Below are 26,662 nucleotides of genomic sequence, written 5' to 3'. Positions count from 1 at the left end.
TATGAAGATTTATACTAAAACCGGTGATAAAGGTACTACCGCTCTTTTTGGTGGCACCAGGGTCTCGAAAAATCATATTCGCATTGAAAGTTACGGCACTGTAGACGAACTCAATTCTCACATTGGGCTTGTACGCGACCAGGATACCGGCGAACACACAAAGAAAATATTAAGTAGAATTCAGGATAGACTTTTTACTATAGGTGCTACCCTGGCTACAGATCCCGAAAAACAGAAATTAAAGAACGGAAAAGAGCGATTAAATATTCCAAAAATTTCTGCAGAAGATATAGAGATGCTGGAAAAAGAAATGGATAAAATGAATGAGGAACTTCCTCAAATGACTCATTTTGTGCTTCCAGGAGGCCACCAAAGCGTGTCATTCTGTCACATAGCGCGTTGCGTTTGCCGCCGTGCAGAGCGACTTGCCACCGCTTTATACGAAATTGAAGCATTTGACGATAAGGTTTTACAATATCTAAATAGACTTTCTGACTACCTCTTTGTGCTGGCACGGATGTTGTCTAAAAAGTTAAAGGCCGAAGAGGTAAAATGGATTCCAGAAAAATCTTAAATTCTCAGTAAGGCTTTAGCAAGAATTACATAGTAAACTACCTCGGGGCAACTTACGAGATAATATTATTAGGAAATAATCTTTTAATTTCGAGATAAGTCTTAGATAATTTACGCTTGGCTTTCGAGTAAAATCTATAATTTTTGCGTATGTTCTTAACGGTATTGATTAAATAATAGATTTTTTTCTTGGCTATTACCACAAAAAATTTATTTTTGCAAAAATAATAAACCTGATCAACCCATGTATTGGACTTTAGAATTAGCATCTTATTTAAGTGATGCACCCTGGCCAGCAACTAAAGACGAGTTAATTGACTATGCTATAAGAACAGGTGCTCCACTAGAAGTAGTAGAGAACCTGCAGGCAATTGAAGATGAAGGAGACTCGTATGATTCTATTGAGGAGATCTGGCCCGATTATCCAACTGACGAAGATTATCTTTGGAATGAGGATGAATATTAAATAACAACACGCAAAAAATAGAAAAAAGTCTCCAAAGTGAGGCTTTTTTTTTGCGTACATTTAAACCCCGTATTAAACAAAAACCATTATGGATTTTTTAAATTCTGTATTAAAAGTATTTGTTGGCGATAAATCTAAAAAAGACGTCAAAGAAATACAACCCATAGTCGATAAGATAAAGGCGCTGGAAGGTGAGTTTGAAGCCCTTTCTATAGACGAACTTAGAGCAAAAACCGCAAGTTTTAAAGCGAAGATCGCTGAAGCTTTAAATGATATAAACAAACAAATTGAAGATCTGGAAGCTGAGGCTGATGCCAGCGACGACATTACCCGAAAGGAAGATATTTATGCTGAAATTGATGCCCTTAAAGCAAAATCTTACGAAACCTCTGAAGGGGTCTTAAATGATATTCTACCAGAAGCTTTTGCTACCGTAAAAGAAACCGCGAAACGCTTTTTCCATAACGAACAAATAAAAGTTACTGCATCAGAATTTGATCGCGAGATTTCTGCAGAAAAAGATTATGTAAGCCTTGATGGGGACCACGCCATTTGGAACAACTCCTGGGATGCTGCCGGTAAACCGGTAACCTGGGATATGATTCATTACGAAGTGCAGCTTATTGGTGGTGTAGCGATGCACCAGGGTAAAATTGCAGAGATGCAAACCGGGGAAGGTAAAACCCTTGTAGCTACCTTACCAATGTACCTCAATGCGCTTACAGGAAAGGGAGTTCACCTGGTAACCGTAAACGATTACCTTGCAAAAAGGGATAGCGCCTGGATGGCACCAATATTTGAATTCCATGGGATGACGGTTGATTGTGTGGACTACCATAGGCCAAATTCAGCAGCAAGAAGAAAAGCTTATAATGCCGATATTACCTACGGAACAAATAATGAGTTTGGTTTCGATTATTTGCGTGATAATATGTCTCACGCGCCAAACGATCTTGTACAGCGCCCGCATAACTTTGCCATTGTAGATGAGGTAGACTCCGTGTTAATTGATGATGCCCGTACGCCACTTATTATCTCGGGGCCAATTCCTAAGGGAGATGTACACGAATTTAATGAGTTAAAGCCTGCAATTTCTAATATCGTAGAATTACAACGGAAACACCTTACCAAGGTGCTTGCTGAAGCTAAAAAACTTATCAAGGAAGGAAACACCAAAGACGGTGCTTTCTTATTGCTTAGGGTCTATAGAGGTTTACCTAAAAACAAAGCACTTATTAAATTTTTAAGTGAAGATGGCATAAAACAATTACTGCAGAAGACCGAAAATCATTATATGCAGGATAATAACCGCGAAATGCCAAAAGTAGACGCGGACCTTTATTTCACTATTGAAGAAAAGAGCAATCAAATAGATCTTACCGATAAAGGTATTGAGTTTCTTTCTGCCGATGGTGATGCCGATTTCTTTGTTATGCCCGAAATGGGAATGGAGATCGCCAAGATCGAAAAAGAAGGATTTCCAAAAGAAGAGGAAGCCGAGAAAAAAGAGGAACTTTTTAGAGATTACAGTGTAAAAAGCGAACGTATACACACTTTACGACAATTGCTTAAAGCATTTACACTATTCGAAAAAGACGACGAATATGTGGTGATAGATAATAAAGTTAAAATCGTAGACGAGCAAACCGGTCGTATTATGGATGGTCGTCGTTATAGCGATGGTTTACACCAGGCTATTGAAGCCAAGGAAAATGTAAAAATTGAAGATGCCACTCAAACTTTTGCTACTGTAACCCTTCAGAATTACTTTAGAATGTACGGTAAGTTATCTGGTATGACAGGTACTGCGGTAACTGAAGCAGGTGAGCTATGGGAGATCTATAAATTAGATGTAGTAGAAATTCCTACCAACCGCCCTATTGCCAGAGACGATAAAGACGATTTGGTTTATAAAACAAAACGAGAAAAATACAATGCAGTTATAGATCACGTTACCGATCTTTCTAATGCGGGTAGGCCGGTGCTTATTGGTACCACTTCTGTAGAAATTTCAGAATTACTTTCCAGGATGCTGAAATTAAGAAATGTTCCGCATAACGTACTTAACGCGAAACTGCACAAGAGAGAGGCCGATATTGTTGCTGAAGCCGGTAAATCTGGTATTGTAACTATCGCCACCAACATGGCAGGTCGTGGTACCGATATTAAACTAAGTAAAGAAGTTAAGGAAGCCGGTGGTTTGGCCATTGTAGGTACAGAGCGTCACGATTCACGTCGTGTAGACCGCCAGTTAAGAGGTCGTGCAGGCCGCCAGGGAGATCCGGGAAGTTCTCAGTTCTATGTGTCGCTTGAAGACAACCTGATGCGTTTATTCGGTTCTGAAAGAATAGCGAAATTAATGGATAAAATGGGGCTGGAAGAAGGTGAAGTAATTCAGCATTCTATGATCTCAAAATCTATTGAGCGTGCACAGAAAAAAGTAGAAGAAAATAACTTCGGAATAAGAAAGCGTTTGCTGGAGTATGACGATGTTATGAATGCGCAACGTGAGGTGATTTACAAACGTAGATATCACGCTTTATTTGGAGATCGTTTGCGAGTTGATATCGCCAATATGATTTTTGATACTTCTGAAGCGATTACCGACAACAATAAAGTTGCCCAGGATTATAAGAATTTTGAATTTGAATTAATTAGGTACTTCTCTATGAGTGCCCCGGTTTCAGAAGAAGAATTCGAGAAAATGGGTGTACAAAAAATCGCTGGAATTGTTTATAAAGAAGCCTACCAACATTATCAGGATAAAATGAAGCACAGCGCTTCCAGAGCATTCCCGGTAATTAAGCAGGTTTATGAAGATGAAAGCAATAATTTTGAAAGAATTTCGGTTCCATTTTCAGATGGACAAAAAACACTTCAGGTAGTTACTAATCTTGAAAAAGCTTATGAAACCGAAGGTGTACAGTTAGTTAAAGATTTCGAGAAAAATATAAGTCTTGCTATTATAGATGATGCCTGGAAAACTCACCTTCGCAAGATGGATGAGTTGAAACAGAGCGTTCAGCTGGCAGTTCACGAGCAAAAAGATCCTTTATTGATCTATAAATTTGAAGCTTTTGAATTGTTCAAAGCAATGTTAGATCAGGTAAATCGAGATGTAATTTCATTCCTTTTCAAAGGGGAAATTCCGGAAGGCAATGTTTCAAATATCCAGGAAGCGAGACAACGCAAAAAAGAAAAAGTAGAAACCCAAAAGGACGAAATTCCTAATATAGACGAAAGAGCTGCACAAAGCAGGGCTGCCGGAAATACCCAACAGCAACGTCGCCCGCAGGTGACTGAAACCATTACGAGAGATCAACCAAAGATTGGTCGTAATGATAAGGTTACAGTCAAAAACGTAATGAGCGGTGAAAATAAGACTATGAAATATAAACAAGCCATCCCCCTTATTGAAAAAGGAGATTGGGTTGTTGTAAATAACTAGTCAGTAACCAAAAATTATATAAAAATCCCGCAGCCTATTTGGTTTCGGGATTTTTTATATAATACTTTAGGATTCACCTAATACTACATTCTAATTAAGTATCTATACGTATTTTTTAAATAATTTACGTAGTTTTGAAACAAAGAACTTTAATCTTCAACTTATGAATTTTAAATTACCATTTCTGTTTTTCTCATTATTTCTACTCTATCCCATTTCCGGAATTTCTCAGAATTTTTATATTGATGCCGATATAAGACCGCGCTTTGAATACCGCCACGGGTATGGAAATCTTTTTCCTAATGACGCTAAACCAGCGGCTTTTGTAACCCAACGAAGCCGATTAAATTTAGACTACAATTCTGAAAAATTACAAACCTATATTAGTATCCAGGATGTAAGCACCTGGGGAGATACCCGCCAGATTCTTCCCAGCGATCATAACGATTCTTTTTCCTTATTCCAGGCCTGGGCTCAATTGCAACTAAGTGATTATTTTGCAGTAAAACTCGGAAGACAGGTAATTTCTTATGATGACCAAAGAATCTTTGGCGGACTGGATTGGGCAATGCAGGGACGTTCTCATGATGCACTTATCCTAAAATACAAGTCTACAGGATTAACTATAGACCTTGGAGCGGCATATAACCAGGAAGAACCATATTTAACCGGAAACACCTATGCTATTCAAGGCTTCTTTAGTTATAAAAGTATGCAGTATTTTTATTTGAAAAAAGAATTGGGCAGTGCCCAGTTCAGCATTCTATTTCTAAATAACGGCTTTCAAAAATTCGCTGGGGAAAATAATGATCAACCAGATGGGGTATACAACCGGCAAACCACAGGCTCATACTTCAGGATACCGGCAAAACGCTTTCAAATATCTGGTAGTGCCTATTATCAATTTGGTTATTCCAGCGCACAACAAGAACTAAGTGCCTATCAATTTTCGTTATTGGGAGAATACAAGCTCAACAATATGCAATATGGAATAGGACTTGAAATACTAAGCGGAACCGACAGGGAAAGTGAAGGAATAAATAAATCTTTCTTCCCACTTTATGGCACCAACCATAAATTCAACGGGTTTATGGATTACTTTTATGTGGGAAATCATGCAAATAGTGTTGGATTAAATGATTTTCATGGGAAGATAAATATCAATACAGGAAAGCTAAATTCCTTGCTAATAAAAGCTCATTATTTCACCTCCAATGCATCTTTGGGAGAAGACCATGAAAAATACCTTGGAACTGAACTGGATGCGGTTTTTACACATAAATTCTCAAAAGATATTATTCTGAATTTAGGATATTCCCACATGTTTGCTTCAGAAAATATGGGCATTCTAAAATCTGAAAATCATCAAAATACCAACAATTGGGCCTGGGCACAGCTAACTATCTCTCCAAGAATTTTTCAACATAACTTTACTAAAGATTAGAAAAAGCCGAATGTTTACTATTAAAAGCTATTAGAAAGTTAGTTTGTAGGCATTCAACAGGTCTTACGCATTTAACTCCCAACCGATTTTTACTTAATTTTGTCAAAATCGATCGACCAATGAAAAACTACGTAATTGAAATAAAATGGGGAGTAATCTTTTTCGCTGCTTCTCTACTCTGGATGTATTTTGAAAAACTTATGGGTTGGCACGATGTGCTAATTGCCAAACACGCAATTTATACTAACTTTTTCGGCTTAATTGCCATTGCGGTCTATCTGTTTGCTATCCACGATAAAAGAAAAAATTTTTTCGGTGGAAAAATGAGGTGGAAACAGGGATTCGTTTCGGGAGTAATTTTAAGCATAGTCATTGCCCTACTCTCTCCAATTGGCCAGTTAATCACACACTATCTTATTTCTCCAGAATTCTTTGAAAATTCCATAGAAAGCAGTGTAGAAAGAAATGCAATGAAACGTGAAGACGCTGAAGCCTATTTTAACCTAAGCTCCTACATTGTACAATCTATAGCAGGTGCGTTAATGTTTGGTGTAGTAACCGCAGCATTTGCTGCACTTATTTTAAAGAGAAAATAATTAAGAATTTCTTAGTTTGAGCAAGTAATTGGGATCTGGACAATTTTGTAAATAAAAATCCAGGTCCCTTCTTGAAGTTACTCCCGGAAAATCACCAATTTTTTCGACCAGGTCTTCAATGATCTGAAAGTGTAAATGCGGGGCATAATCCCCGTTTTCTTTTGCAGTTCCCAGTTCACCTATTTTCTCTCCTTTCTTGATGGAAGTTCCAGGCGTTAAATCTTGTAAAGAAGCCCGACTTAAATGACCATAAAGGGAATAGAATTTATTCTCTTCAAATTTATGTTCCAGAATAATTGTGGGCCCATAATCGCCAAAATTGGTATTATCATTAAAACTGTGAATTCTCCCATCCAGGACTGCTAAAACATCGGTATGCGCATCAGCCCAAAAATCCAAACCTAAATGAATATTCCTGTTGCTGTCTTCATCTTCTGAAGTTGTAAAAAGGTCGCTTCTTTTGTATAATTTCCGAACTTCAGAATAACCGCCAAAAGCGACTTTTTTTCCGAAGGCATTTAAATATTCAGCTATATAATTAGAAAAAGCCCGGGAAGAAGACACATCTACTTTCCCGAGCTCTACATTATCTTCAGATAAATCTATAATAATATAATCTTCTTCCCTTAAGTTCACATCTAAAACCTGGGTAAATCCAGAAGTTAGCTGCGAAAGAAATTCAGAAAAATTGGTGGTTCCCATAAGCGATCTTATAAACGGTTTGTAGTTTATAATGATTGCAAAATACAGTTTGAAATCTAATTTAACAAGACTTCACTGAAATTAGCTTTTATACTAATATTCCCACCAGAATCTTTAGTTTTATGAAAACCCGTAAGCTTTTTATTATCGTAAGATTCACTACTCGTTAATTTTAAAGTTTTGGGATGTTTAATATCGCTCTGCGTGCCGCTGTACATAAAATTAAAGGCTGAAGAAGGCAAGCCCAGTTCCAAATCGCTATTTTCTAAATTGATATCCAGATTTTTAAAATTAGGACCGACGCTTGCAATATTCAATTCGCCAAAATTCCCCGATAAGATCCCGGTATCTTCCAGCTCGTTGATATTCACATTACTTGAATTTGAAGTTAGTTTAATGCTTTTAACTTTATTAATTTTAAAGTTTTTCACATATTTAGCATCCATAATCCCGTAAGACCAGTAGTTGATATTCACCGGCGTGTAGGCCGCTTCCACATCAGTATTTTTCCCATTTATCCTATCGGCGGTTAATTTACTATGAGAAAGATCGGCTCGTAAATTATTGGTAGTTCCAGAAAGTTTAACCTCTCCGTGACGAACATCAAGTTTAAGTTTACCCCTTTTTGGCATTTTCACCTTAATGGTCTTTTTAGCCTTAGAATTATTTAAACCTATCACTTTACTTTTTCCATTTTCAGCCTCACCAAAACGAGCTTCCATTTGTGCTCCAAAAGATTCGCCCCAGGCTTCCATATCTTTCCCAAAGCTTTCTGCCCATTTCTCCATAGACTTTTCCAGCTCTTCCTCGTTTATATCCATTTTCATTTCAAAGTTCTTCTCCCATTTCTCAGCATTTTTCTCAAACTGGCTAGCCCATTTTTCCATAGATTTTTCAAAATCATCTCCAAAATTAGCTTCTATCTCTTCTTCAAATTTCGCAAGATATTTATCCCCGTCTTTTTGGTAAGCTTCATAGTCAAATTTTATCTTTCCCATTTTCTCACTGAATTCTGGCGGAAGCGGTGCTCCCATACCTTCGCCCATGCTTTCACCCATACTTTGTATTAAAGGAGTTACCAGGTTATTCATTAGAGGTTCCAGCATCTGCGGAAGACTGGCCAAAGGTTTTTCTAGTCCACTTAGATCTATCTCCCCGTTCCACTGCATCCCGCCTCCGGAAGAAATATTCACTACAGAAGTATTTCCTGATGTATTCAATTCCCAGGCGGCCAATAGTTCTTCCGTTTTATCTTTTTCAACCTCACCTGTTTCTAAAGTGGCTTCTATTTGAACTTCATTTTTATCCCAGTAATCTACCAAGATATTGGTGTGACTGGCATCTATTCTCACTTCTACATTATCTGAAGTTTTATAAGTTTTATTCAACTTTTTGGTTTGTGCACCAAGCATTACCGGAAGGCAAAGTGCCAGGGCGAACATTAAATTATACCTCGTAGTTTTCATATTCTTTGTCTTGTGATTGATTGATTTCTTTTAATTTATTCTTCAGCTTATACAGCAAATCCAATCTTAATTGAAGGTTTGCGATCATTGCCTCTAAAGTTTCCTCGTTTGGACCGGTTTCTTTTATTTCTATGTTTAAGCGTTGATATTCTTTATCTAACTCTGCCATTTGTTTCATAAAAGAATCTATAAGCGCCTTATTCTCTGGTGTAATATTGATCTTGGAAAGTTCAATATTGAGACTTGCCATATAATAATCTTCAATTTTCTTGAATTCCGGAGAAACTTCACTTAGCTGAAAAATATTTCCCGAAGCTTTTAGTTGATTTTCTTTTTCTTCAGAAGTCTTCTCGGTTGGAGTATCCACCACCGCAGGCTCATTACTAAAATTATCTCCATTAGAATTCAGAAAATAGAATCCTATTCCCAGGGCTACAACAAGTACCGCTGCAATCTTCAGAAAAAAGAAAGCCTTGTTTTCTTTTTTCTTTGGTAAGTCTTTTTCCAGGAGAGCTTCAAAGCGTTTTTGGTGCCCTTTAGGTAATGTATTTGATTTGGGCTCCTTCTTATTCCTGAACATTTCCCTAATATCCTGTGCCATTTTTTATAGTCTTTAATTCTTCTTTCAATTTTTTCTTACCTCTGTGTACCAGAGTCCGCGAGGCTACCGGACTAATATTTAAAATCTCTGAAATTTCTTCGTGATCATAACCTTCCATCAAGAATAACATCAGCGGGTATTTATATTTCTCAGGAAGATTTTCCATACTTGTTTTTACTTCTTCCATCCCAATACCATCATCTACCTGCCAATTATCATCTTCTTCGGCAGTGGTCAAAACCTGTTCGTTTATCGCGACCAATTCCATTTTTTTCGCCTTTATTTTATCAATACATTTATTAATTACAATGCGCTTAAGCCAGGCACCAAAAGTGACTTCTCCTGTAAATTGTTGCAGTTTAGCAAAGGCTTTTATAAACGCTTCCTGCATCGCGTCTTCGGCTTCAAAAGGGTCCTTCAAAAAGCGTAAGGCCACATAATGCATACCCTGGCAATATTGATTGTAGAGCTTTAGTTGGGCTCTGCGATCATTATTTTTACAGGCTTCTATTAATTTATGCTGTATCATTTTTGATGGTTGATTTCACCCAATAAATGGGATTTGATATTCTGGATACAAGCAACGAAACATTTTGGTTGGCTATCAAAACAATCGGCTTTTACCAGCTTGGTTTCAATATAAAGACGAAGCTATTTTTCTAATGTTGCAAGCTTCTATTAAATATTAGCTGAAAATACGTCTTTTTCTCTTTTCTTGCTGAAAATGAAGTTTGCACGCTTTTTGAACTAGATATTGTAAATTGAATTATAATGAAAAAACCGGTAAAGACTTTCTTGAAAATGGGCGGCATAATTCTCGTGCTGGCCACAGTAATTTTGCTTGTGCTGCGCTACAATACCAAAGCTCACAGCCCGGAAGACATGGTATCTTATACTGAAGAAGATTTAAAAATAGAGGTTTTCTACAACCGCCCTTATAAAAAGAACCGGGTAATTTTTGGAAACCTGGTTCCTTACAATGAAGTTTGGCGAACAGGGGCTAATGAAGCAACTACTTTTGAAACCAATAAAGATATTATGGTAGATGGCTCTCTTTTAACGGCCGGGAAATATACCTTATGGACTATCCCGATGGAAAATTCCTGGAAAGTTATTTTTAATGATAAAATGTATCCCTGGGGAATTAACCTGGAAGAAGAAGCCTATCGTGACCCTGCATTTGACGCGCTGGTACTGGAAGTCCCCACCAAAGATTTAAAACGAACTATGGAACAGTTTACCATAGCTTTTAATCAAAAAAATGAGTTTATACTTCTAAATTTAGCCTGGGATGAAACGCTGGTTAGTGTTCCTATAAAACCTGAAAAGGCATAAAAAATTAAACCTCACAGGGTCTTAAAACCCTGTGAGGTTTATAATTTAAGTCACCCTGAACTTGGTTCGGGGTCTAATTTCTTAAAGTCTTAGATGCTGAAACAAGTTCAGCATGACGATAACGAAATTTCAAAAATTTCACCTTAGTCTTCGTCTACTAAAAGGTTAAGCGTTACATCTATATTGTCTCTTGTTGCACGAGAATAAGGACAAATTTCGTGCGCTTCATTAACAAGTTTCTCACCGGTTTCTACATCAACGCCGGGTAAAAAACAATCTAAAACTACTGCAAGTTGCAAATTTTCATCTTCAGTTTGCCCTAATTTTACTACTGCACTCACACTAAGGTCTTCGCCTAATTCTATATTGTGTTTTTTAGCTACCACCTGCAACGCACCTCCAAAACAAGCAGAATAACCAGCTGCAAACAATTGCTCGGGATTGGTGAAATCACCGCCTTCGCCGCCCATAGACTTAGGGACGCTTAATTGAACATCCAGTAAGCCGTCATCACTTTTGGCGTGGCCTTTTCTTGCTCCTTTGGTAGTTACCGTTGTTTTATACAAATTTTTCATCGTTATTTAAATTTAATTAATTAGGCCTGAATATACCAAGCAAAAACAAGGCTCCCAAAGATCGAATTCATAAATTTGTCATAAATAACCATAGGTTTGAGCAAGAAGAAACAACAATCGGCACTAAGTGAATCTGGCAGTAAACCAACTTCAGCGAATGTGAACCCCAATTCCGCTCAAAAGATAAGGGCTTCCCGAAAAAGTAAGTTTGCAGAAGAAGACTTGCTTCAACGATTACTTAATGGCAATAAAACAGCTTTGGGCCGTGCAATTACACTAGTTGAAAGCAATCAATTTTCGCATAGAAAAAAGGCACAACAGCTTTTGGAAGATGCCTTGCCACATTCCCAAAATTCAATTAGAATTGGAATTACCGGTGTGCCCGGAGTTGGTAAAAGTACTTTTATAGAAAGTTTTGGTTCGTATTTAATTCAGCAAGGAAAAAGAGTTGCGGTGTTAGCGGTAGATCCTAGCAGCAGTGTTTCGCGAGGCAGTATTTTAGGCGATAAAACAAGAATGGAAAACCTGGTAAAAGAAGAAAATGCTTTTATACGCCCATCAGCCTCCGGTAATTCCCTTGGCGGCGTAGCCAAAAAAACCCGTGAAAGTATTATTCTATGTGAAGCCGCGGGATTTGATGTGGTTCTTATTGAAACCGTTGGCGTTGGCCAAAGCGAAACTACCGTACACAGTATGACCGATTTCTTTTTACTGCTGAAACTGGCCGGTGCAGGCGATGAATTGCAAGGCATAAAACGCGGAATTATTGAAATGGCCGATGCGATTGTGATCAATAAAGCCGATGGCGACAATATAAAAGCAGCGCGTGAGGCAAAACTGGAGTTTAATCGGGCACTTCAACTTTACCCTTCAAAAGAAAGCGGCTGGAAACCAAAAGTTGCGCTTAGTAGTGCTTTGAAGCAAACAGGAATAGATAGTGTTTGGGAACTTATTTCTGAATTTCAGGCTACGCTAAAAGAGAATGGATATTTCCAGAAAAACAGGAAAGAGCAGAATAAATTCTGGCTTTTACAAACTATAAATGAGCATCTTAAAAACCGGTTTTATCGAAATCCAGTAATGAAAAACGAATTAGAAATTCAGTTAAAAGCTATAGAAAACAATGAAATTACCGCTTTTGCCGCAGCCGATCTTTTAATTGAAAAATTTGAAAATCTAGATTAATCTTTTTTAAAAATTTTCTCCTGAGCCCATTGGTGAAGTTTATAAAAAATAAAGCCTAGAAGGGCACCAATCAGCATTCCTACAATAATATCGCCTGGATAATGTACACCTAGATAAACCCGGCTATAGGCTACTAATAATGCCCAGGCGACAAGCCAAATTATCATTTTTGGATATACTTTTCTAAATAATAAACCCAAAAAAATAGCTACACCCATCGAGTTCGAAGCGTGTGCCGAAAAGAACCCGTAAGAACCACAACGCACAGCGACAAACCGGGCATATTCCATTACGCCTTCCTGGCGGCAGGGCCTTAAACGTTCAAAACCGTCTTTAAAAACATTCCCCAATTGGTCTGTAGCGGTTATTAATAAGGCGATAAAAACAAGCGTTACCATGCTTGATTTCCAACCAAAGTTCTTAAAAATAAGGAATAAAAGTAAAGCATATAATGGGATTGCTGTCCATTTATCGGTAATAAGCAACCAAAGCCAATCCCAGGATTCGTTCCCCAAATTATTGAACCAAAGAAATAATTTATGATCTAAGTCTATTAATCGTTCCATTAATCGTCTTCGTATCGCGCTATTTCTCTATCGTAAAATTCTGAAGCTTCTTTAATAAGGTTTTCGGTCTCGTTTTCGAGTTCCTCCTCATCATGCTGGTCAAATTCTTCCAACCATTCTACTTCATCATTTTCAAGATTGATTATAAAACGCGGAAATTCAGTATGTACTACGAAAATAGCAGTGGGATAATCGGTATTATCACCGAGAAGAAATTTAGGGAAATCCATAATTAAATTTTTGATTGAACAAGACTTGATTCTTGCAAAATAAGTTTTTTTGATAAATAATTAAATCGAATGTACAACATTAATGCCGAAGCCGAGAGCCCTGCCAGAAGTCCAAGCCATATTCCCATAGTTCCAAGGTTTTCGGCTTTTCCAAAATACCAGGAAACCGGGAAACCAATAATCCAGTAAGAAATAAAACAAATTACGGTTGGAATTCTCACATCCTGAAGCCCTCTTAAAGCTCCCAGAATAACAACCTGTAAGCCATCGCTAAGTTGAAATAACGCAGCAACAACCAGTAATTGCGCTGCCAGTAAAATCACTTCAGCATTATCTAAATAAAATGTGGGTAGCCAATCTTTCAACAAAATAAAACCTAGTGCAAATACCGCTTCAATTAAAAACACCAGCAAAAAAGTTGACATGGCGATTCTTCGCAAATCCTTGAAATTGGCCAATCCTTTTTGATTTCCCACTCTAATTGTAGCGGTAACTCCAAGTCCAACGGCGATCATAAACGTCATAGACGCGAGATTCAAGGCTATTTGATTAGCCGCTTGTGGATTGGTTCCCAGCAAACCGGCTAGAAATACCGTAGCGGTAAAAATCCCTACTTCAAATAGCATTTGGAGCGCAGTTGGGAAACCGAGATTTAATAATCTTTTAAATACTTCAGAATTTAAAGATTCCTTTTTACCCCATTTAAAATATTCGGCGAATTTCTTTTTACGTCTCAAGATTTCCCAAACAAACCAAAGCATAAAGAAACGGGAAATTAAGGTACCAATTGCTGCGCCTTCCAGTTCCAATCTTGGGAAGATCCAAATTCCGTAGATAAGAAGATAATTAAAAATAACATTCACTACGTTAGCTATCAATGTCGCGTACATAGCATATTTGGTTTGCGAAAGTCCGTCAGCAAACTGCTTAAAGGCCTGGAAGATCATTAAGGGAATCATTGAAAACGCCACAATATTAAGATAAGGAATGGCGAGTTCTACTACTTCAGGTGGTTGATCTAAATAGTATAAAACCGGTTTTGCCACCAATAAGGTGAGGAATAGAACAATCCCGTTAATGGTGCATAAAATAACCCCGTGATGAAAATAGCTTCGGCCTTTATTGATATCCTGTGCACCATCGGCTTCAGCAATTAAAGGTGTAATAGCAAAAGAAAATCCAATTCCCAGGGAAAGTGCAATAAACACCAGGGAATTTCCGAGAGAAACCGCAGCAAGTGGTGCTGGCCCCAATTGGCCAATCATTAAATTATCTACCAAACCTACCATAACATGCCCCAACTGGCCGAGCATTACGGGAAAGGCAATGTTTAAATTCTTACCGAATTCTTTGGTATAGGCGCTTAGTTGCAAAACATAAATTTTGGCGGCAAAGATAGCAGGATTTTACCGGCCTAAAATTTAAATCGCGATAAAGAATAATTAAATTTTTGGTTTAAAGTTTTTGGCCTTTTTCAATGTTAATACGCTTCATTCCGTACTTATCTACCAAGTATATTAACGAAGTCATTGTAGCAGCTCCCAATTCTAACTCGCGCTTGTTGACGTGCTCAAAAGTATCGGTCGCGGCGTGGTGATGATCAAAATATCTTTGAGAATCTGGTCTTAAGCCAGCAAGGACGATATCCCCTTTCTTTAACGGACCAATATCTGCACCGCTACCTCCTCTTTCAAAATAATGAATTAAATAAGGTTCAAAAAGCGGTTTCCAGCTTTCAATTTGTGCGAATTGAGCGTCGTCTGCTTCAAAAGAAAATCCGCGTGGTGTGAATCCACCGGCATCACTTTCTAAAGCGAAAATGTGATTTTCATTTTTGCTATGAGCAACATCGGCATATTTATTTCCGCCGCGTAAACCATTTTCTTCGTTCATAAACAAGACTACTCTAATAGTTCTTTTTGGCTGGTACCCCGTTTCTTTAAACAAACGCAAAACTTCCATAGACTGCACCACTCCAGCGCCATCATCGTGGGAACCATCCCCCAGGTCCCAAGAATCCAGGTGACCACCAACAACCATAATTTCTTCAGGAAATTGGCTTCCGGTTATTTCCCCGATTACATTATAAGATTGAACTTCGCCGTGATTTTCTGAACTTAATTTATAATAAAATTCCAGGTCTTTTTTCAATTTTAAAATTCCGGAGAGATATTCAGCATCTTTGGTGCTTATTGCAGCGGCCGGGATCCTTTGACTATCCTGCAAATCACCATAGCTCATTGAACCCGTATGCGGATTTTCATCAATTTTAAGGCTTAAAGAACGTACAATTACTCCTGCAGCACCATATTTTGCAGCTGCTTCAGCTCCCGAGTAACGCTGATCTACACACCCACCGTAAGCTTCGAAAGTTTGAATAAGTTCCGGTTTCATTGGGCGGTTATAAAAAACAATTTTGCCTTTTATTTTATCTTTATAATTTTCCAGGTCTTCTATCCCCTGTACTTCTACAACCTGAGCTTTTAACCCGCCAGCGGCTGTAGCCACTGAGCCTCCCAGAGCAGTTATATTAACTTCGGTAGTCATCCCAGGGCCGGTTTGAATATAAGCGTGCTCCCGGGCGCCGCGCGTCCATTTGGGCACCATAACCGGTTGCAGCCAAACTTTGTCCAGACCTAATTCTTCCAACTGTGCTTTGGTGTATTCTACCGCTTTTTGCGCATTTAACGAGCCTGATAATCTCCCGCCAATATTATTAGAAAGATGCTCCAACCATTCATAAGCCTGGCCCTTAACCAGGGCGGCATCATATAATTCACGAATTTGAAGGGAATCTTCCTTTGTTTCCTTAGCCTGGGCGTTAAGATTTAGTGTAAGTACGAGGCAAAAAATGGCAAAAAGGTATTTTTTCATCAGGGATGGGATTTTATTTTAAACTATTAATTACGAATTTAATTATTCCTGCGGAAGCTTCTATTGTAATGCTTTAATTTTCCGGAAATTTTTCGAAAAACTTTTTATGATTTTCTGCTGAAATATATAACTGCTATCAGTGTGGTCCGGCAAAAAAAGCAAGCTACGAATGGCTTCACCTTAAAAATCACAATTTAGAGTTGTAAAACAGTAAATACGATGGCTAAAAGTAATTATTTTTCTGGTAAATCTGTTTTCGGACAGCTAATTTCCTTAATTGGGTATAGAACAATAAAAGAAGAGGTCCAGAAGTGTGATTCTAATCGATATGTTAAGAAGTTTATGACCAGGGATCACTAGATAAGTATGCTGTCATGCTCCTTTGCCAAATGTAACTCTTTAAGTGAAGTTTCCGTTGTAATGCTTGGCCTCTTCGCATGTTAAACGGGGTCATATTCCAAAAAGGAGCACTCTTTCTGATACAAACAAAACCAGGAAGGTTGATTTTTTTTTTGGAATATCTACGATAGCTTGCTCGGGCAATGCGGTAGCGTTTTTTTGGACAGCCGAATTAAAGAGGTTTTGGATTAACAAGTCAAAATTGTGGATAGCACCACCATTAGCCCTTTTTAAAGATATTTTAAAATGTGTGGGGAGAAACCCAAAGGAAAAGGTGGAATCAAAGTCCATTCTGTTATAAATGCAGATAAAACAGTGCCGAACCTAATTTGGTTTAGCCCCATCGCCACACATGATCATAATTTCCTGAAAAAGCTCAAATGTGATGATGCCTGCGGTCTTGGCAAAGAATTGCAAGTGCCGGTATATAAATTTACCAAAGACATACTTAGAAGAAAATTTGGCCAGAACCGGTATTTTAATGTAAAAAAAAATAGCCACAGGACCTTAAAAAATAAATCACTACACTACTTTGATTTTCAATGATTAATATTTAGAATTTTATTATCGTTCATTACTACTGATGCGTTAATAATTAGTTGTCAAATAAATTTTTTTGTTCATTGAAATTTTGATTTGAAAATTCTTCTGTAAGCAATTCTTTTATGGAGGATTTATCCATCGCCGATATACTTAGTATTTGTATGATCTCATATATGGATAGGCTGCTGCGTAACGAATGTTTTATGTGAGCTACGATTAAGTAAGTGCAAATTGCCATCCATACGTGGATGTTTACTGCATTTTCAGAATGCCCCCATAGTTTTTTTATGGTCAGGTTTTGTTTTATCCACTTGAAGAACACCTCTATTTGCCACCTGTTTCTATACAGTTTTGTTATCTCTAGAGCGGACACTTCTTGATTGTTGGTCAAGAAGTACAATGTAATATCTTTCTCTACATCGTGGTATTCTACCAACCTAAGTGGCTCTGGATATAACCTTTTGGATTTATATCCATTGAGCAGTATGGTCTTGTCACTTTTTAAACCTGTCACGGGGTTTATATTGTAATTCTGGCCAGTGACCGTGTAGTCCATATTGGATTTGGCCCTTGAGATAAAAGAAGCCCCTGCAAGATGTATGCGGTAGAGCGCTTCAAAGTCTATATAAGCTTTGTCCATCAGATAGATTGCTCCTGATACCGGCACCAATACATCCAGTACGTTACTGTCGTGGTATTTCCCATCGGTGATCAACACAAAAGATGGTATGCTACCCCTGAGATCGAGCAGGGTATGGATCTTTACGGCTCCCCGGGAATACTTTCCCGGCGCCCATTGAAAAAGGACAAGGCTAAGGGAGATCGTGGTCGAGTCCAACGCAAAAACCTCATTTTCCAACCTGATGTTGGGTATGGGATGATCGGTGTACAGAGGACGCACCTGACCGATCAAGTATTCTCCAAAGTCTGCGAATATCCTCCAGTCCCTACCCTCATTGGCACGGGACAATGAGGACTGATTGACATAACCGTTCATTCCCAAATGATATAGCTTGCTTTTGTGTGCCCTGAGGCAGGTAGCGATGTCCCTAAGGGAATTGCGGGAGGTCAACTGGCCAAAAAACAACTGAACGAACTGATTCCAACAATTGAAATCACGGGTTCTGTAGTCGCCATTGTACCGTTTTACGCACTTCCCGAACTCATACCTGTTCACATAGTCCAGTGTTTGGGCAAAAACGTATTTTCCAGAATTCATAGCGGTCTAGTTTTAGACTACTAAGCTAGAATTCATTTCAAATCAAAAAATCAAAGAACGCTTTCAAAATCCCATGGATAGAGGTTTTAGTTGAAAAATAAAAAAGTTAACGCATCACTAGTAATCGTTCATTTAAATTCCTCTTCAATTTGAGAGGAATCAACCTACGCGTTCTAACCACCTCACAGGTTAAAATTTTTAAACCCACAGATTAAGCCTAACCGCACATTTAAATGATCCTAATGTCTCAACTCACTTTGCAGAAGGAGATGCTTCAAAGACAATTCTCGATTATACCGATGAATGAAATGCCTACCTTATTATTATGGGAACTATTGCATCCAGTGTTCTTTAAAAAACTAAAATTCATGTATATATGGTGCCTGTCAAAAAAGAAATGTAAAAACAAAAAAGCCCTGCAAAGTCTGCAGAGCTTGGAATCATTGGTTTTGATGCTTAATCATCAGCAAGGTCTTCCAAAGTTTTCACTTTAGCCAGGGTGTTATTAATTTCCTCAAGTTGCGCTGTTATGATCCTGGTTACTTCAGGCGTATAATAACTTTCCTTTAATTTTTTTTCATACTCCTTCTTACTGGCCTTTTCTCCACGAATACATTCCTCAAGTAAAGCTTCATCTTTGTTGCTGCTCAATGCGGTTTTTATATCCATCCATGTACGGTGAAGGTCACCCTTGGTACTTCCTTTTTCTTTTGGCACGTCATTTAAAGAACGAATCAAATGCTCCAGTTCAGTCACGAATTGGTCTTTTTGCAATGACTGTTTTTTTAGGAATTGTTTTAAGCCAGAGTGCTTCCTGCCCTCCATAGCATTTTTAAATCCTTTTTCAGCATTGTAATTTTTTTCCAGCAGCTCCTGCAAATCATCAACAAGGTTTTTATGACTTTCTTCCTTGGCTTCTTCTCTTGTGGTCTTCATAATTTTTAGTTTCAATTAGATACCAAGATACTGTAGCATCTGCAGCAACTAAGCCAAATTAGTCAAAGTTTTAGAAGGGTTTAACAGGATTGTTAAGAAAGTTAGGAGAAACATCCTTAAGAAATTATTTGATTTTTTTGCGACATTGCCCATTTTCTTGTAATGCTACTTTAGAGAAGATCTAAGAAGGATTTACCAGTTTTTCCATCTCCACGCAAGCAATCTGGTTTTTTTATTTCCGGTTTCCATATCTTTTACTTGATGTGATGCATTTAACTTAGTAAGTTGTTTAATTAATTTCGGAAGATTTTGTTTTTGGGAAATAAGAGAAGTAAACCACCCTATCTGGGTTTTAAAATGTACACTTTCTTTGATCATCCGTTTTACGAACAAAGCTTCCCCACCATTACACCACAATTCGTTAGCCTGTCCGCCGAAATTGAGAGGAAAAGAGGATGAACCTATGTTCTCTCTTTTTTGCAAATTTGCTTTTCTGGCCGCTTCTTGGGATTCATAAAACGGAGGATTACACATACTAAAATTATAGCATTCCCCTTCTTTCACTATTCCTTTAAAAATGTTTGACCGGTCCTTTTGATGCCTTATGTTAACAAAATTTTCTAAATCTGGATTGGACTTCAGGATCTTAGTGGCTGAATATACTGCAGGGAGATCAATATCTGCACCGGTCATTTTCCAATTATAAATTTTGGCACCCAGGATGGGATAGATACAATTTGCTCCCATCCCAATATCCAGTCCTTTTACTTCTTCTTTTATCCTTTCATCTTTTGATATCAAATCATTAAGATGATGAATATAATTTGCCCTGCCGGGAATGGGAGGGCATAAATAGTTTTCCGGTATTCCCCACTCTAATAAACCGTAGTGGTGCTTTAATAAAGCCTTGTTCAAATGCAAGACCGCTTGTGGATCTGAGAAGTTTATTGTCTTTGTTCCAAATTTATTTGTAAAAACAAATGCACTCAAAGGTTTATGACTACCAGTGAGAGCATCAAGATCATACGGGTTTTTATGAATATTTTGAGAATGCAATTTTTTTTAATGATTAATTAACTTGTAAAGTTACAATGCTTAGGTCTATTTTTCGGAAAAAGAATTACAAAGTAGAAACTCCGGGGCCTTAAAATTATTAAATAAATATTGTTGTCGGGTAAAAAAGTGAGGTCTTCAAACCTTGTCAGCTTTTGTAAGATTCATCTTTCTAATTATACAAACCTGTTGCAGTTTTAGAAAATTAGCACCAAGATTGGATTATACATAAACCAGAAAAAAAATAAATACGTGATTTTCAGTCAAATAAAAACATTAAATCCTGGAAATGGATTTTTACCTGACATTAACGAACTGCTATTTATAAACAAAGAGCCTGAATAATATGAAAATTACATATCATTTATAGCCGCCTTTAATCAGCTTCAAAAAAGATAAATTTTATATCTTCGCCGCTAAATTGTAGCAGTTTGAACAAAGCAGAGAAAGAAGAGATCATCACGAAGGTTACCAGTCTTTTAAAGGAAATCCCGTCCTCTATGGATATTGTAAAAAAGGCAGGAAACCGCCATAAACGTTTTGAATATCTTGCCACGCATATGGTGGAAAAGGCCATTGAAAAAGATGCGCTTATTATTTCTAAAAACCGAATGGGAATTGCTATTTTATTTAAGACCAGCAAGAAAGACGATAATTTCCTAAAAGATATACGGTCTCAAATTGGCCTGGTATTAAATGTAACCGGGGTAAAAAACGCTTATACAATCGTAAAAAACCAGAATTACATTAAAAAACAACGCCCACAAGAAAGCGAATATCTATACTGCTGGTTTTGGGGGATCTTAGCCGAATCCCGTGGTGCCGACACCCAGGTTGGCAAGGAGATGAAAGACGAATTTTATAGAAAGGCCAAAGAATTCCAAATCCCGCTTTATGCTGAAACGAGAATGCGCAAAAACGCCCTGGTTTATCAACGCTTCGGGTTTGAGTTATTCCACGAATGGCAACACCCGAGTGGCGATACGATGTACTTTTTAAGGTATAATCCGCCGCCTCACAGCGAAAATCAATAAGTTTATAGTTTAAAATTTGCTTCCAAAGAGTTTTACGTCTTCTTCGGTTATCTTTTCACCCCCAAGAATAATAAGGCGTTCTACTACGTTTCGCAGCTCACGTATATTTCCGCGCCAATCGTAATCTTTAAGGATCTTTAAGGCATCTTCGGTAAATTCTTTTTTACCAGAACCATGTTCCGCAGATATCTTTTCGCTAAAATAATCTATAAGCAGCGGGATATCTTCACGACGTTCGTTTAGAGACGGCACTTCAATTAAAATCACCGCCAGCCTGTGATAAAGGTCTTCCCTGAATTTCTTTTCTTCAATTTCCTTTTTGAGATCTTTATTTGTTGCCGCAACCACGCGAACATCTACCTTAATATCTTTGCCACTTCCTACCCGTGAAATTTTATTTTCCTGAAGTGCCCGTAAAACTTTAGCTTGTGCCGAAAGGCTCATATCACCAATTTCATCAAGGAAAATAGTTCCGCCGTTGGCAACTTCAAATTTACCGGCACGATCTTTATTAGCGGAAGTAAAAGCCCCTTTCACGTGCCCAAAAAGTTCACTTTCTATTAATTCGGAAGGGATAGCCGCGCAGTTCACCTCTACCATTGGCCCTTTAGACCTGTCGCTTTTTTGATGCAACCAGTGAGCTACCAATTCTTTTCCCGTACCATTTTGGCCGGTGATAAGAACACGAGCATCTGTAGGAGCAACTTTTTCTATAAGTTCTTTGATTAGGTGAATTTCTTCAGATTCGCCAATCATTTCAAAATTCTTGCTTACTTTCTTCTTGAGACGCGTATTCTCTAATACCAGTTCTTTTCGGTCTAAAGCATTTCTTACCGTATTTAAAAGTCGGTTAAGATCTGGTGGTTTAGCTATATAATCAAAAGCGCCCATTTTCATAGTATTCACAGCAGTTTCAAGATCTCCGTGACCGGAAATCATCACCACAGGGATTTCAGGCTTAATTCTCATAATAGCCTCCAGGACTTCTACCCCATCCATTTTGGGCATTTTGATATCGCAAAGCACCAGATCAAAATCCTGATCTTTTATCTTTTCAATGCCTTCAAGACCATCTGCCGCTTCTTCAACTTCATAATTTTTGCTCTCTTCAGTAAGGATTTTTACTAAAACCCTTCTTATTGCTGCTTCGTCTTCAATTAATAAAATACTTGCCATATTATAAAATACTAAATTTTAAGCCGCTACGGGCGTAGAATGTATTGTTTTCGTCTATAGTGTACAGGTCTTCCCTGTCATTATCTCTTAATCGAATATCATTAATAAGCGTATAACCGGCATAGGCATAGAATGAAATATGATCGGTAAAGTTATATTGATATCCCAAACCGCTTAAAACAATGGTCATAGACATACTTTCGGCAAGCCTATTAGCATTGGGATTAGTTTTGGGGTACGGATTAAAATTTTGCTGAACATTAGCAAAAAATCCATCTAAAGTCACAAAACCCTGGACTTGGTGCTTATCATTAAAGTAATGCACAAGGTTTGTTTTAGGAATTCCTAAACCGTAAGACCATTTTTCATCAAAACGTTTATAATAATTAATCACTGGAAGTGGAAACGGAAAACCTGTTGTTGTAGAATAACTTAATCCCAAAATTAAACGCCAGGGCTCTACATAACGCTGGTCTTCTTTAATCTTTATGAAATATACTGAACCGGTATAAATAAAATCGTCTTTTACTAACTCACTGGTAGCAAAGTTAGAAGCAATCTTCACTCCTGTTTCGGCTCCAAATCGCCATAAATCGTTCATTTTAAAAGTATATCCTATTTTTCCGGTGAATGATTGGAAACGGTCTAGATTATTGGTAGAAAAAGCTTCATCATTTCTGTACCTAAAATTCACATTTCTGTATTCCACTCCAGGAATTAGATACGCGTCATTATCATTAAGTTTAATGGGAAAATTCACAAATGTTCTAAACCTTCTAAAAGAATTATCTGAATTTGACTGCGGAAAATAAGTGTATTCTATTCGGGCCAAATCTGTAGATTGTGCCATCGCCGGAAAAGTTACAACCCCCAACAAAAGGAAACCTATAAATTTAAAGGTCCTATTCATTATTAGACAAATTTTGGTTTAGGTTTTGGGTAGGATAAAAATGCACATCCCGCTGCGGGAAAGGAATCGTGATATTATTGATCCTGAATTCTTCATCTATTTTAAATCTAAGTTCACTTTTTATTTTTGGATCTACAAAACTATCGGTTACATAAAAATGTAGGGAAAAATGCAAAGCCGAATCTCCAAAATCCTCGAAGAGTACAAAGGGCTCGGGGCTTTCCATAACATCTTTAATCTGCTTAGCACATTTCAGTAAAACTTTTTCAACTTTTTTAGTGTCACTACCATAAGCCACTCCAACTTTTACGGCCTCTCTAGTGGTTTCATGATTTTGGGTGTAATTAAAAATTACATCACTCATAAACTTATGATTAGGAATAATCATCACCTTATCGTCCCTTGTTAAGGCGCGGGTGGTTCGCAGTTTTATTTGAAAAACACGTCCCACTCTACCCTCCATCTCTATCACGTCTCCCACTAAAAGGGATTTATCTAAAATGATAAAAACCCCTCCAATAATATCCTGAAAAAACTCCTGTAAAGCTAAACCTATACCTACAAAAAGTGCAGCCGATGCTGTTAAAAGTATTGTAATATTTATGCCCAAAGAACTTATGGTCACCAAAATCACCACTACATAAATAAAGTATTTAATAAATTTAAATACACTTATAAACTTAAGCTTATCTCCTTCCTGCAGTTTATTGGTAATAAAGGACCTTATTATTCTAAGTACTAAACTAGTAAGCACAAAAGCAATAACAACAAACAGAATGTTTCCTATGGTAATATGCACAGTATTTCCAGCTGTTTCTATAGGAAATAACACAAAATTCCAGAAATCTACCAGGCTACCCCAAATATCCTGTTGTACCACCTCTTTTATTGCTTGTGTAGTTTCTGAATTATCCTGTTCTTGCATCTTCTAGTATTTAAGCCATTTAAATAATTCTTTGTAACTGGCTTTCTTACCGTACATAAGAATTCCCACTCGGTATATTTTAGCCGCAAGCCATATCACCCCAAAATTGGTGATAATTAAAATTGCTATTGAAATAGCCAATTCCCACCACGGCACCCCAAAGGGAATGCGCATTAACATCACTATAGGTGAAGTAAGCGGAATCATAGAAAAAATGGTAGAAACACTTCCGTGAGGATTTTCTATTACTGAAAAGAATCCTACATAAATCCCTAACATTAAAGGCAAAATAACCGGAAACATAAATTGTTGGGTATCGGTTTCACTATCTACCGCCGCCCCAATTGCCGCGTAAATAGCACTATATAGAAAGTAACCACCAATAAAATAAATTAGGAAAAATATAACCAGACTTAGAATTGGTAAATTAAGAACATCCATAACCAATTGGGTAATTTCGGGTTGTGCTATTTGTTCTACAGTTTCCAGTTGTGATTTCTGAACCGTAAAAATATCTATACCCAAAACATAAAATGAAGTTATCGCCAAAACGCTGGCCAGAAGCACCCAAATTGTGAATTGTGTAATTCCGGCTAAGGAAGTTCCTAATACTTTTCCCATCATAAGTTGAATGGGTTTTACTGAAGAAACAATTATCTCAATAATCCTATTCGTTTTTTCTTCAATCACACTGCGCATCACCATATTCCCATAAATGATAATAAACATCATCAGTAAATAACCTGCAGCGCCACCAAAAAACATTTTTATATAATTAGACATTTTAGAGGTGCGTTCCCCAGAAAAATTTTGAATTTCAATTCGTACCTCAGTTTTGGCCTCATTTAACTGGTTAACGTCTATACCACGTTTAATAAGTTCTTCTCGGGTGAGCCTATCGGCAATGGTCTTTTCTATAGCCTGAATGGTGCCCAAACCGGGCGATTCTTTTCCAAAGAACTGAACGCCTTCAAAATTTCTATCAAGATTTTCAGGAATATAAATGAGCCCGTAATAATCCTGCTCGTTCACCAATTGTTTTGCTTCATCAAGAGACTTCCCCGAAAGATCTAAATACTGCACCTGTTCCTGATCTTTAAATTCTGAAGCAAACATTTCTGTTTCATCATACAAGCCAATAATACGTTGCTCACTACTATTAAGCATACTCAAATAAGCGATAAGGGCAAACATTCCTATCAAAATCAATGGACTTAAGAATGTCATTATAATGAAGGTTTTATTCCTTACCCGAGCTAAATATTCCCGCTGAATTATAAGCTTTAGATTACGCATTTTGAGTTACGGTTTTAATAAAAATATCGTTTACTGAAGGAATAACTTCTACAAAATGATTTATCCTTGCTTTACCAAGAAGATAGTTTAAAAGCTGATTGGGAGTTTCCCCGTTATTTAGCTGAATTGTCAATTTAAGATCGTCGTTTATACTTTTAAAATTAGTATTGCCTATCACGAATTTTTCTTTTAATTCGGCTAAAAGCGCAGTATTATTTTCTGATTCCAAACCAACCTCGTAGGTATTGGATTTATAAGCTCTTTTTATTTCTGAAACTCTACCGTCCAGCAATTTATTCGATTTATGAATTAATGCCATATAATCACATAATTCCTCTACACTTTCCATTCGGTGTGTTGAAAAAAGAATAGTTGCTCCCTCTTCTTTAAGTTGAAGGATCTCATTCTTGATTAAACCCGCGTTTACCGGATCGAACCCGCTAAATGGTTCATCAAAAATCAACAACTTAGGGCGATGTAAAACCGTAATAATAAATTGTATTTTTTGCGCCATCCCTTTAGAAAGCTCCTGGATCTTTTTATCCCACCAACCCTCTATTTGCAACTTTGTAAACCAGTATTCCAGTCGTTCTTTAGCTTCTGCTTTAGAAAGCCCTTTTAGTTGAGCAAGATAAAGTGCCTGCTCCCCAACTTTCATAGATTTATAAAGCCCGCGTTCTTCCGGCAGGTAACCAATATGGGCAATATCATCGGGATGCAAAGCTTTGCCATCTAGAAAAACCTGGCCCTTATCAGGCATAGTAATCTGGTTTATAATACGAAGTAATGTAGTTTTTCCCGCGCCGTTTGGCCCTAGAAGCCCAAAGATACTTCCACGTGGGATGGCTATCGAGACATTGTTTAGTGCAGTAAAATTGCCAAATTCCTTGTGAATATTTTCTGCTACTAAGAGATTTTCCATATAAAAAAGTTCGTAAAACTAAATTAGCCTGCGGCTAGCCCACAAGGATTTAAGTTGAAAAAAACAAAAGATTTCAGCACAAATGTCAGCGCTTATTAAATCTAACTTTGTAAGTAAATATATTGAAATACCGCGAGAGATGTTTTGGATTAAGTAGAAAATTTAATTTCAAAAATACTCTAAAAAAC

26 protein-coding genes are annotated in these 26,662 nt (G+C 37.5%); 9 read left to right on the top strand and 17 right to left on the bottom strand.

The genetic code is table 11. The annotated features are described in order from the left end of the window. Nucleotide 1 precedes the first annotated feature (1 nt). From B5488_RS16775 to B5488_RS16755, 5 genes are all read left to right on the top strand, one after another. Nucleotides 2-574 (top strand): cob(I)yrinic acid a,c-diamide adenosyltransferase, encoded by a 573-nt coding sequence (locus B5488_RS16775; RefSeq protein ID WP_079736299.1) that lies wholly within the window; start codon nucleotides 2-4, stop codon nucleotides 572-574. A gap of 243 nt (nucleotides 575-817) precedes the next feature. After that, nucleotides 818-1,039, top strand: coding sequence for a DUF2795 domain-containing protein (locus B5488_RS16770; protein WP_008272287.1), 222 nt, complete (start codon nucleotides 818-820; stop codon nucleotides 1,037-1,039). Nucleotides 1,040-1,127: 88 nt separating this feature from the next. Further along, nucleotides 1,128-4,487, top strand: a complete 3,360-nt coding sequence (secA, locus tag B5488_RS16765) for a preprotein translocase subunit SecA (protein WP_079736298.1) — start codon at nucleotides 1,128-1,130, stop codon at nucleotides 4,485-4,487. A 163-nt stretch (nucleotides 4,488-4,650) separates the two neighbouring features. After that, nucleotides 4,651-5,931 carry an alginate export family protein gene (locus B5488_RS16760; RefSeq protein ID WP_079736297.1) on the top strand — a complete coding sequence of 427 codons (1,281 nt, stop codon included), beginning with the start codon at nucleotides 4,651-4,653 and terminating at the stop codon, nucleotides 5,929-5,931. Between the two features lie 119 nt (nucleotides 5,932-6,050). Next, nucleotides 6,051-6,527: a DUF4199 domain-containing protein gene (locus B5488_RS16755; protein ID WP_079736296.1), complete on the top strand. Its 477-nt coding sequence runs from the start codon at nucleotides 6,051-6,053 to the stop codon at nucleotides 6,525-6,527. On the opposite strand, the gene B5488_RS16750 is transcribed toward B5488_RS16755, so the two are convergent. Genes B5488_RS16750 through B5488_RS16735 form a run of 4 tightly spaced genes read right to left on the bottom strand, consistent with a single transcriptional unit; the run spans nucleotide 6,528 to nucleotide 9,825 of the window. Then, complete coding sequence (locus B5488_RS16750) at nucleotides 6,528-7,229, bottom strand: peptidoglycan DD-metalloendopeptidase family protein (RefSeq protein ID WP_079736295.1); 702 nt, start codon at nucleotides 7,227-7,229, stop codon at nucleotides 6,528-6,530. It lies immediately after the preceding gene. Between the two features lie 56 nt (nucleotides 7,230-7,285). Then, nucleotides 7,286-8,695: a DUF4097 family beta strand repeat-containing protein gene (locus B5488_RS16745; RefSeq protein ID WP_079736294.1), complete on the bottom strand. Its 1,410-nt coding sequence runs from the start codon at nucleotides 8,693-8,695 to the stop codon at nucleotides 7,286-7,288. After that, the gene (locus B5488_RS16740) at nucleotides 8,676-9,296 is read right to left on the bottom strand and encodes a hypothetical protein (protein ID WP_079736293.1); all 621 of its coding nucleotides are present in this window, start codon (nucleotides 9,294-9,296) and stop codon (nucleotides 8,676-8,678) included. The genes B5488_RS16745 and B5488_RS16740 overlap by 20 nt, the downstream gene beginning before the upstream one ends. Beyond that, nucleotides 9,280-9,825, bottom strand: coding sequence for an RNA polymerase sigma factor (locus B5488_RS16735; protein ID WP_079736292.1), 546 nt, complete (start codon nucleotides 9,823-9,825; stop codon nucleotides 9,280-9,282). The genes B5488_RS16740 and B5488_RS16735 overlap by 17 nt, the downstream gene beginning before the upstream one ends. Nucleotides 9,826-10,067: 242 nt before the next feature. On the opposite strand from B5488_RS16735, the gene B5488_RS16730 reads away from it, so the two are divergent. Then, a complete protein-coding gene (locus B5488_RS16730) occupies nucleotides 10,068-10,631 on the top strand; it encodes a DUF2911 domain-containing protein (protein ID WP_079736291.1) in 564 nt (187 codons plus the stop codon). A gap of 143 nt (nucleotides 10,632-10,774) precedes the next feature. Here B5488_RS16730 and B5488_RS16725 read toward each other — a convergent pair whose 3' ends face one another. Continuing rightward, on the bottom strand, nucleotides 10,775-11,206 hold the full coding sequence (locus tag B5488_RS16725) for an organic hydroperoxide resistance protein (RefSeq protein WP_079736290.1): 432 nt from the start codon (nucleotides 11,204-11,206) through the stop codon (nucleotides 10,775-10,777). A gap of 96 nt (nucleotides 11,207-11,302) precedes the next feature. Between B5488_RS16725 and meaB the strand changes: the two genes are divergently transcribed. Further along, complete coding sequence (gene meaB / locus B5488_RS16720; RefSeq protein ID WP_079736289.1) at nucleotides 11,303-12,391, top strand: methylmalonyl Co-A mutase-associated GTPase MeaB; 1,089 nt, start codon at nucleotides 11,303-11,305, stop codon at nucleotides 12,389-12,391. Here meaB and B5488_RS16715 read toward each other — a convergent pair. From B5488_RS16715 to B5488_RS16700, 4 genes are all read right to left on the bottom strand, one after another. Beyond that, nucleotides 12,388-12,957 (bottom strand): phosphatase PAP2 family protein, encoded by a 570-nt coding sequence (locus tag B5488_RS16715; RefSeq protein ID WP_079736288.1) that lies wholly within the window; start codon nucleotides 12,955-12,957, stop codon nucleotides 12,388-12,390. The genes meaB and B5488_RS16715 overlap by 4 nt on opposite strands. Beyond that, the gene (locus B5488_RS16710) at nucleotides 12,957-13,187 is read right to left on the bottom strand and encodes a hypothetical protein (RefSeq protein ID WP_079736287.1); all 231 of its coding nucleotides are present in this window, start codon (nucleotides 13,185-13,187) and stop codon (nucleotides 12,957-12,959) included. Before B5488_RS16710 ends, B5488_RS16715 begins: the two co-directional genes overlap by 1 nt. 2 nt (nucleotides 13,188-13,189) lie before the next feature. Beyond that, nucleotides 13,190-14,560 (bottom strand): MATE family efflux transporter, encoded by a 1,371-nt coding sequence (locus B5488_RS16705; protein ID WP_079736286.1) that lies wholly within the window; start codon nucleotides 14,558-14,560, stop codon nucleotides 13,190-13,192. An 82-nt stretch (nucleotides 14,561-14,642) separates the two neighbouring features. Continuing rightward, nucleotides 14,643-16,061 carry a M20/M25/M40 family metallo-hydrolase gene (locus B5488_RS16700; RefSeq protein ID WP_079736285.1) on the bottom strand — a complete coding sequence of 473 codons (1,419 nt, stop codon included), beginning with the start codon at nucleotides 16,059-16,061 and terminating at the stop codon, nucleotides 14,643-14,645. A 219-nt stretch (nucleotides 16,062-16,280) separates the two neighbouring features. Here B5488_RS16700 and B5488_RS18435 point away from each other — a divergent pair, with 219 nt between their 5' ends. Further along, on the top strand, nucleotides 16,281-16,421 hold the full coding sequence (locus B5488_RS18435; RefSeq protein ID WP_079736284.1) for a DUF4372 domain-containing protein: 141 nt from the start codon (nucleotides 16,281-16,283) through the stop codon (nucleotides 16,419-16,421). 634 nt (nucleotides 16,422-17,055) lie between these two features. Here the strand turns inward: B5488_RS18435 and B5488_RS16685 are convergent. The 3 genes from B5488_RS16685 to rlmF form a co-directional block, all read right to left on the bottom strand. Beyond that, the gene (locus B5488_RS16685) at nucleotides 17,056-18,222 is read right to left on the bottom strand and encodes an IS4 family transposase (RefSeq protein ID WP_006987510.1); all 1,167 of its coding nucleotides are present in this window, start codon (nucleotides 18,220-18,222) and stop codon (nucleotides 17,056-17,058) included. 456 nt (nucleotides 18,223-18,678) lie between these two features. Then, nucleotides 18,679-19,158, bottom strand: coding sequence for a ferritin-like domain-containing protein (locus B5488_RS16675; RefSeq protein ID WP_079736281.1), 480 nt, complete (start codon nucleotides 19,156-19,158; stop codon nucleotides 18,679-18,681). A gap of 192 nt (nucleotides 19,159-19,350) precedes the next feature. After that, nucleotides 19,351-20,214, bottom strand: coding sequence for a 23S rRNA (adenine(1618)-N(6))-methyltransferase RlmF (gene rlmF, locus B5488_RS16670; RefSeq protein ID WP_079736280.1), 864 nt, complete (start codon nucleotides 20,212-20,214; stop codon nucleotides 19,351-19,353). A gap of 497 nt (nucleotides 20,215-20,711) precedes the next feature. Here rlmF and B5488_RS16665 point away from each other — a divergent pair, with 497 nt between their 5' ends. After that, a complete protein-coding gene (locus tag B5488_RS16665) occupies nucleotides 20,712-21,245 on the top strand; it encodes a hypothetical protein (protein WP_407690223.1) in 534 nt (177 codons plus the stop codon). Nucleotides 21,246-21,254: 9 nt separating this feature from the next. Here B5488_RS16665 and B5488_RS16660 read toward each other — a convergent pair whose 3' ends face one another. Genes B5488_RS16660 through B5488_RS16640 form a run of 5 tightly spaced genes read right to left on the bottom strand, consistent with a single transcriptional unit; the run spans nucleotide 21,255 to nucleotide 26,474 of the window. Continuing rightward, the gene (locus tag B5488_RS16660) at nucleotides 21,255-22,421 is read right to left on the bottom strand and encodes a sigma-54-dependent transcriptional regulator (RefSeq protein ID WP_079736278.1); all 1,167 of its coding nucleotides are present in this window, start codon (nucleotides 22,419-22,421) and stop codon (nucleotides 21,255-21,257) included. 1 nt (nucleotide 22,422) lies between these two features. Beyond that, the gene (locus tag B5488_RS16655; RefSeq protein ID WP_079736277.1) at nucleotides 22,423-23,331 is read right to left on the bottom strand and encodes a DUF6268 family outer membrane beta-barrel protein; all 909 of its coding nucleotides are present in this window, start codon (nucleotides 23,329-23,331) and stop codon (nucleotides 22,423-22,425) included. Beyond that, nucleotides 23,324-24,256 (bottom strand): mechanosensitive ion channel family protein, encoded by a 933-nt coding sequence (locus tag B5488_RS16650; RefSeq protein WP_079736276.1) that lies wholly within the window; start codon nucleotides 24,254-24,256, stop codon nucleotides 23,324-23,326. The genes B5488_RS16655 and B5488_RS16650 overlap by 8 nt, the downstream gene beginning before the upstream one ends. A 3-nt stretch (nucleotides 24,257-24,259) precedes the next feature. Next, nucleotides 24,260-25,552 (bottom strand): ABC transporter permease, encoded by a 1,293-nt coding sequence (locus tag B5488_RS16645; protein ID WP_079736275.1) that lies wholly within the window; start codon nucleotides 25,550-25,552, stop codon nucleotides 24,260-24,262. After that, entirely contained in the window at nucleotides 25,545-26,474 is a 930-nt protein-coding gene (locus B5488_RS16640) for an ABC transporter ATP-binding protein (protein ID WP_079736274.1), read from the bottom strand. The genes B5488_RS16645 and B5488_RS16640 overlap by 8 nt, the downstream gene beginning before the upstream one ends. Nucleotides 26,475-26,662 lie beyond the last annotated feature (188 nt).

The organism is Salegentibacter salegens (assembly GCF_900142975.1).
Taxonomy (GTDB): Bacteria; Bacteroidota; Bacteroidia; order Flavobacteriales; family Flavobacteriaceae; genus Salegentibacter; species Salegentibacter salegens.
Note: the sequence above shows the minus strand (reverse complement) of the source record. Positions and strands in the feature narration are given on the sequence as shown.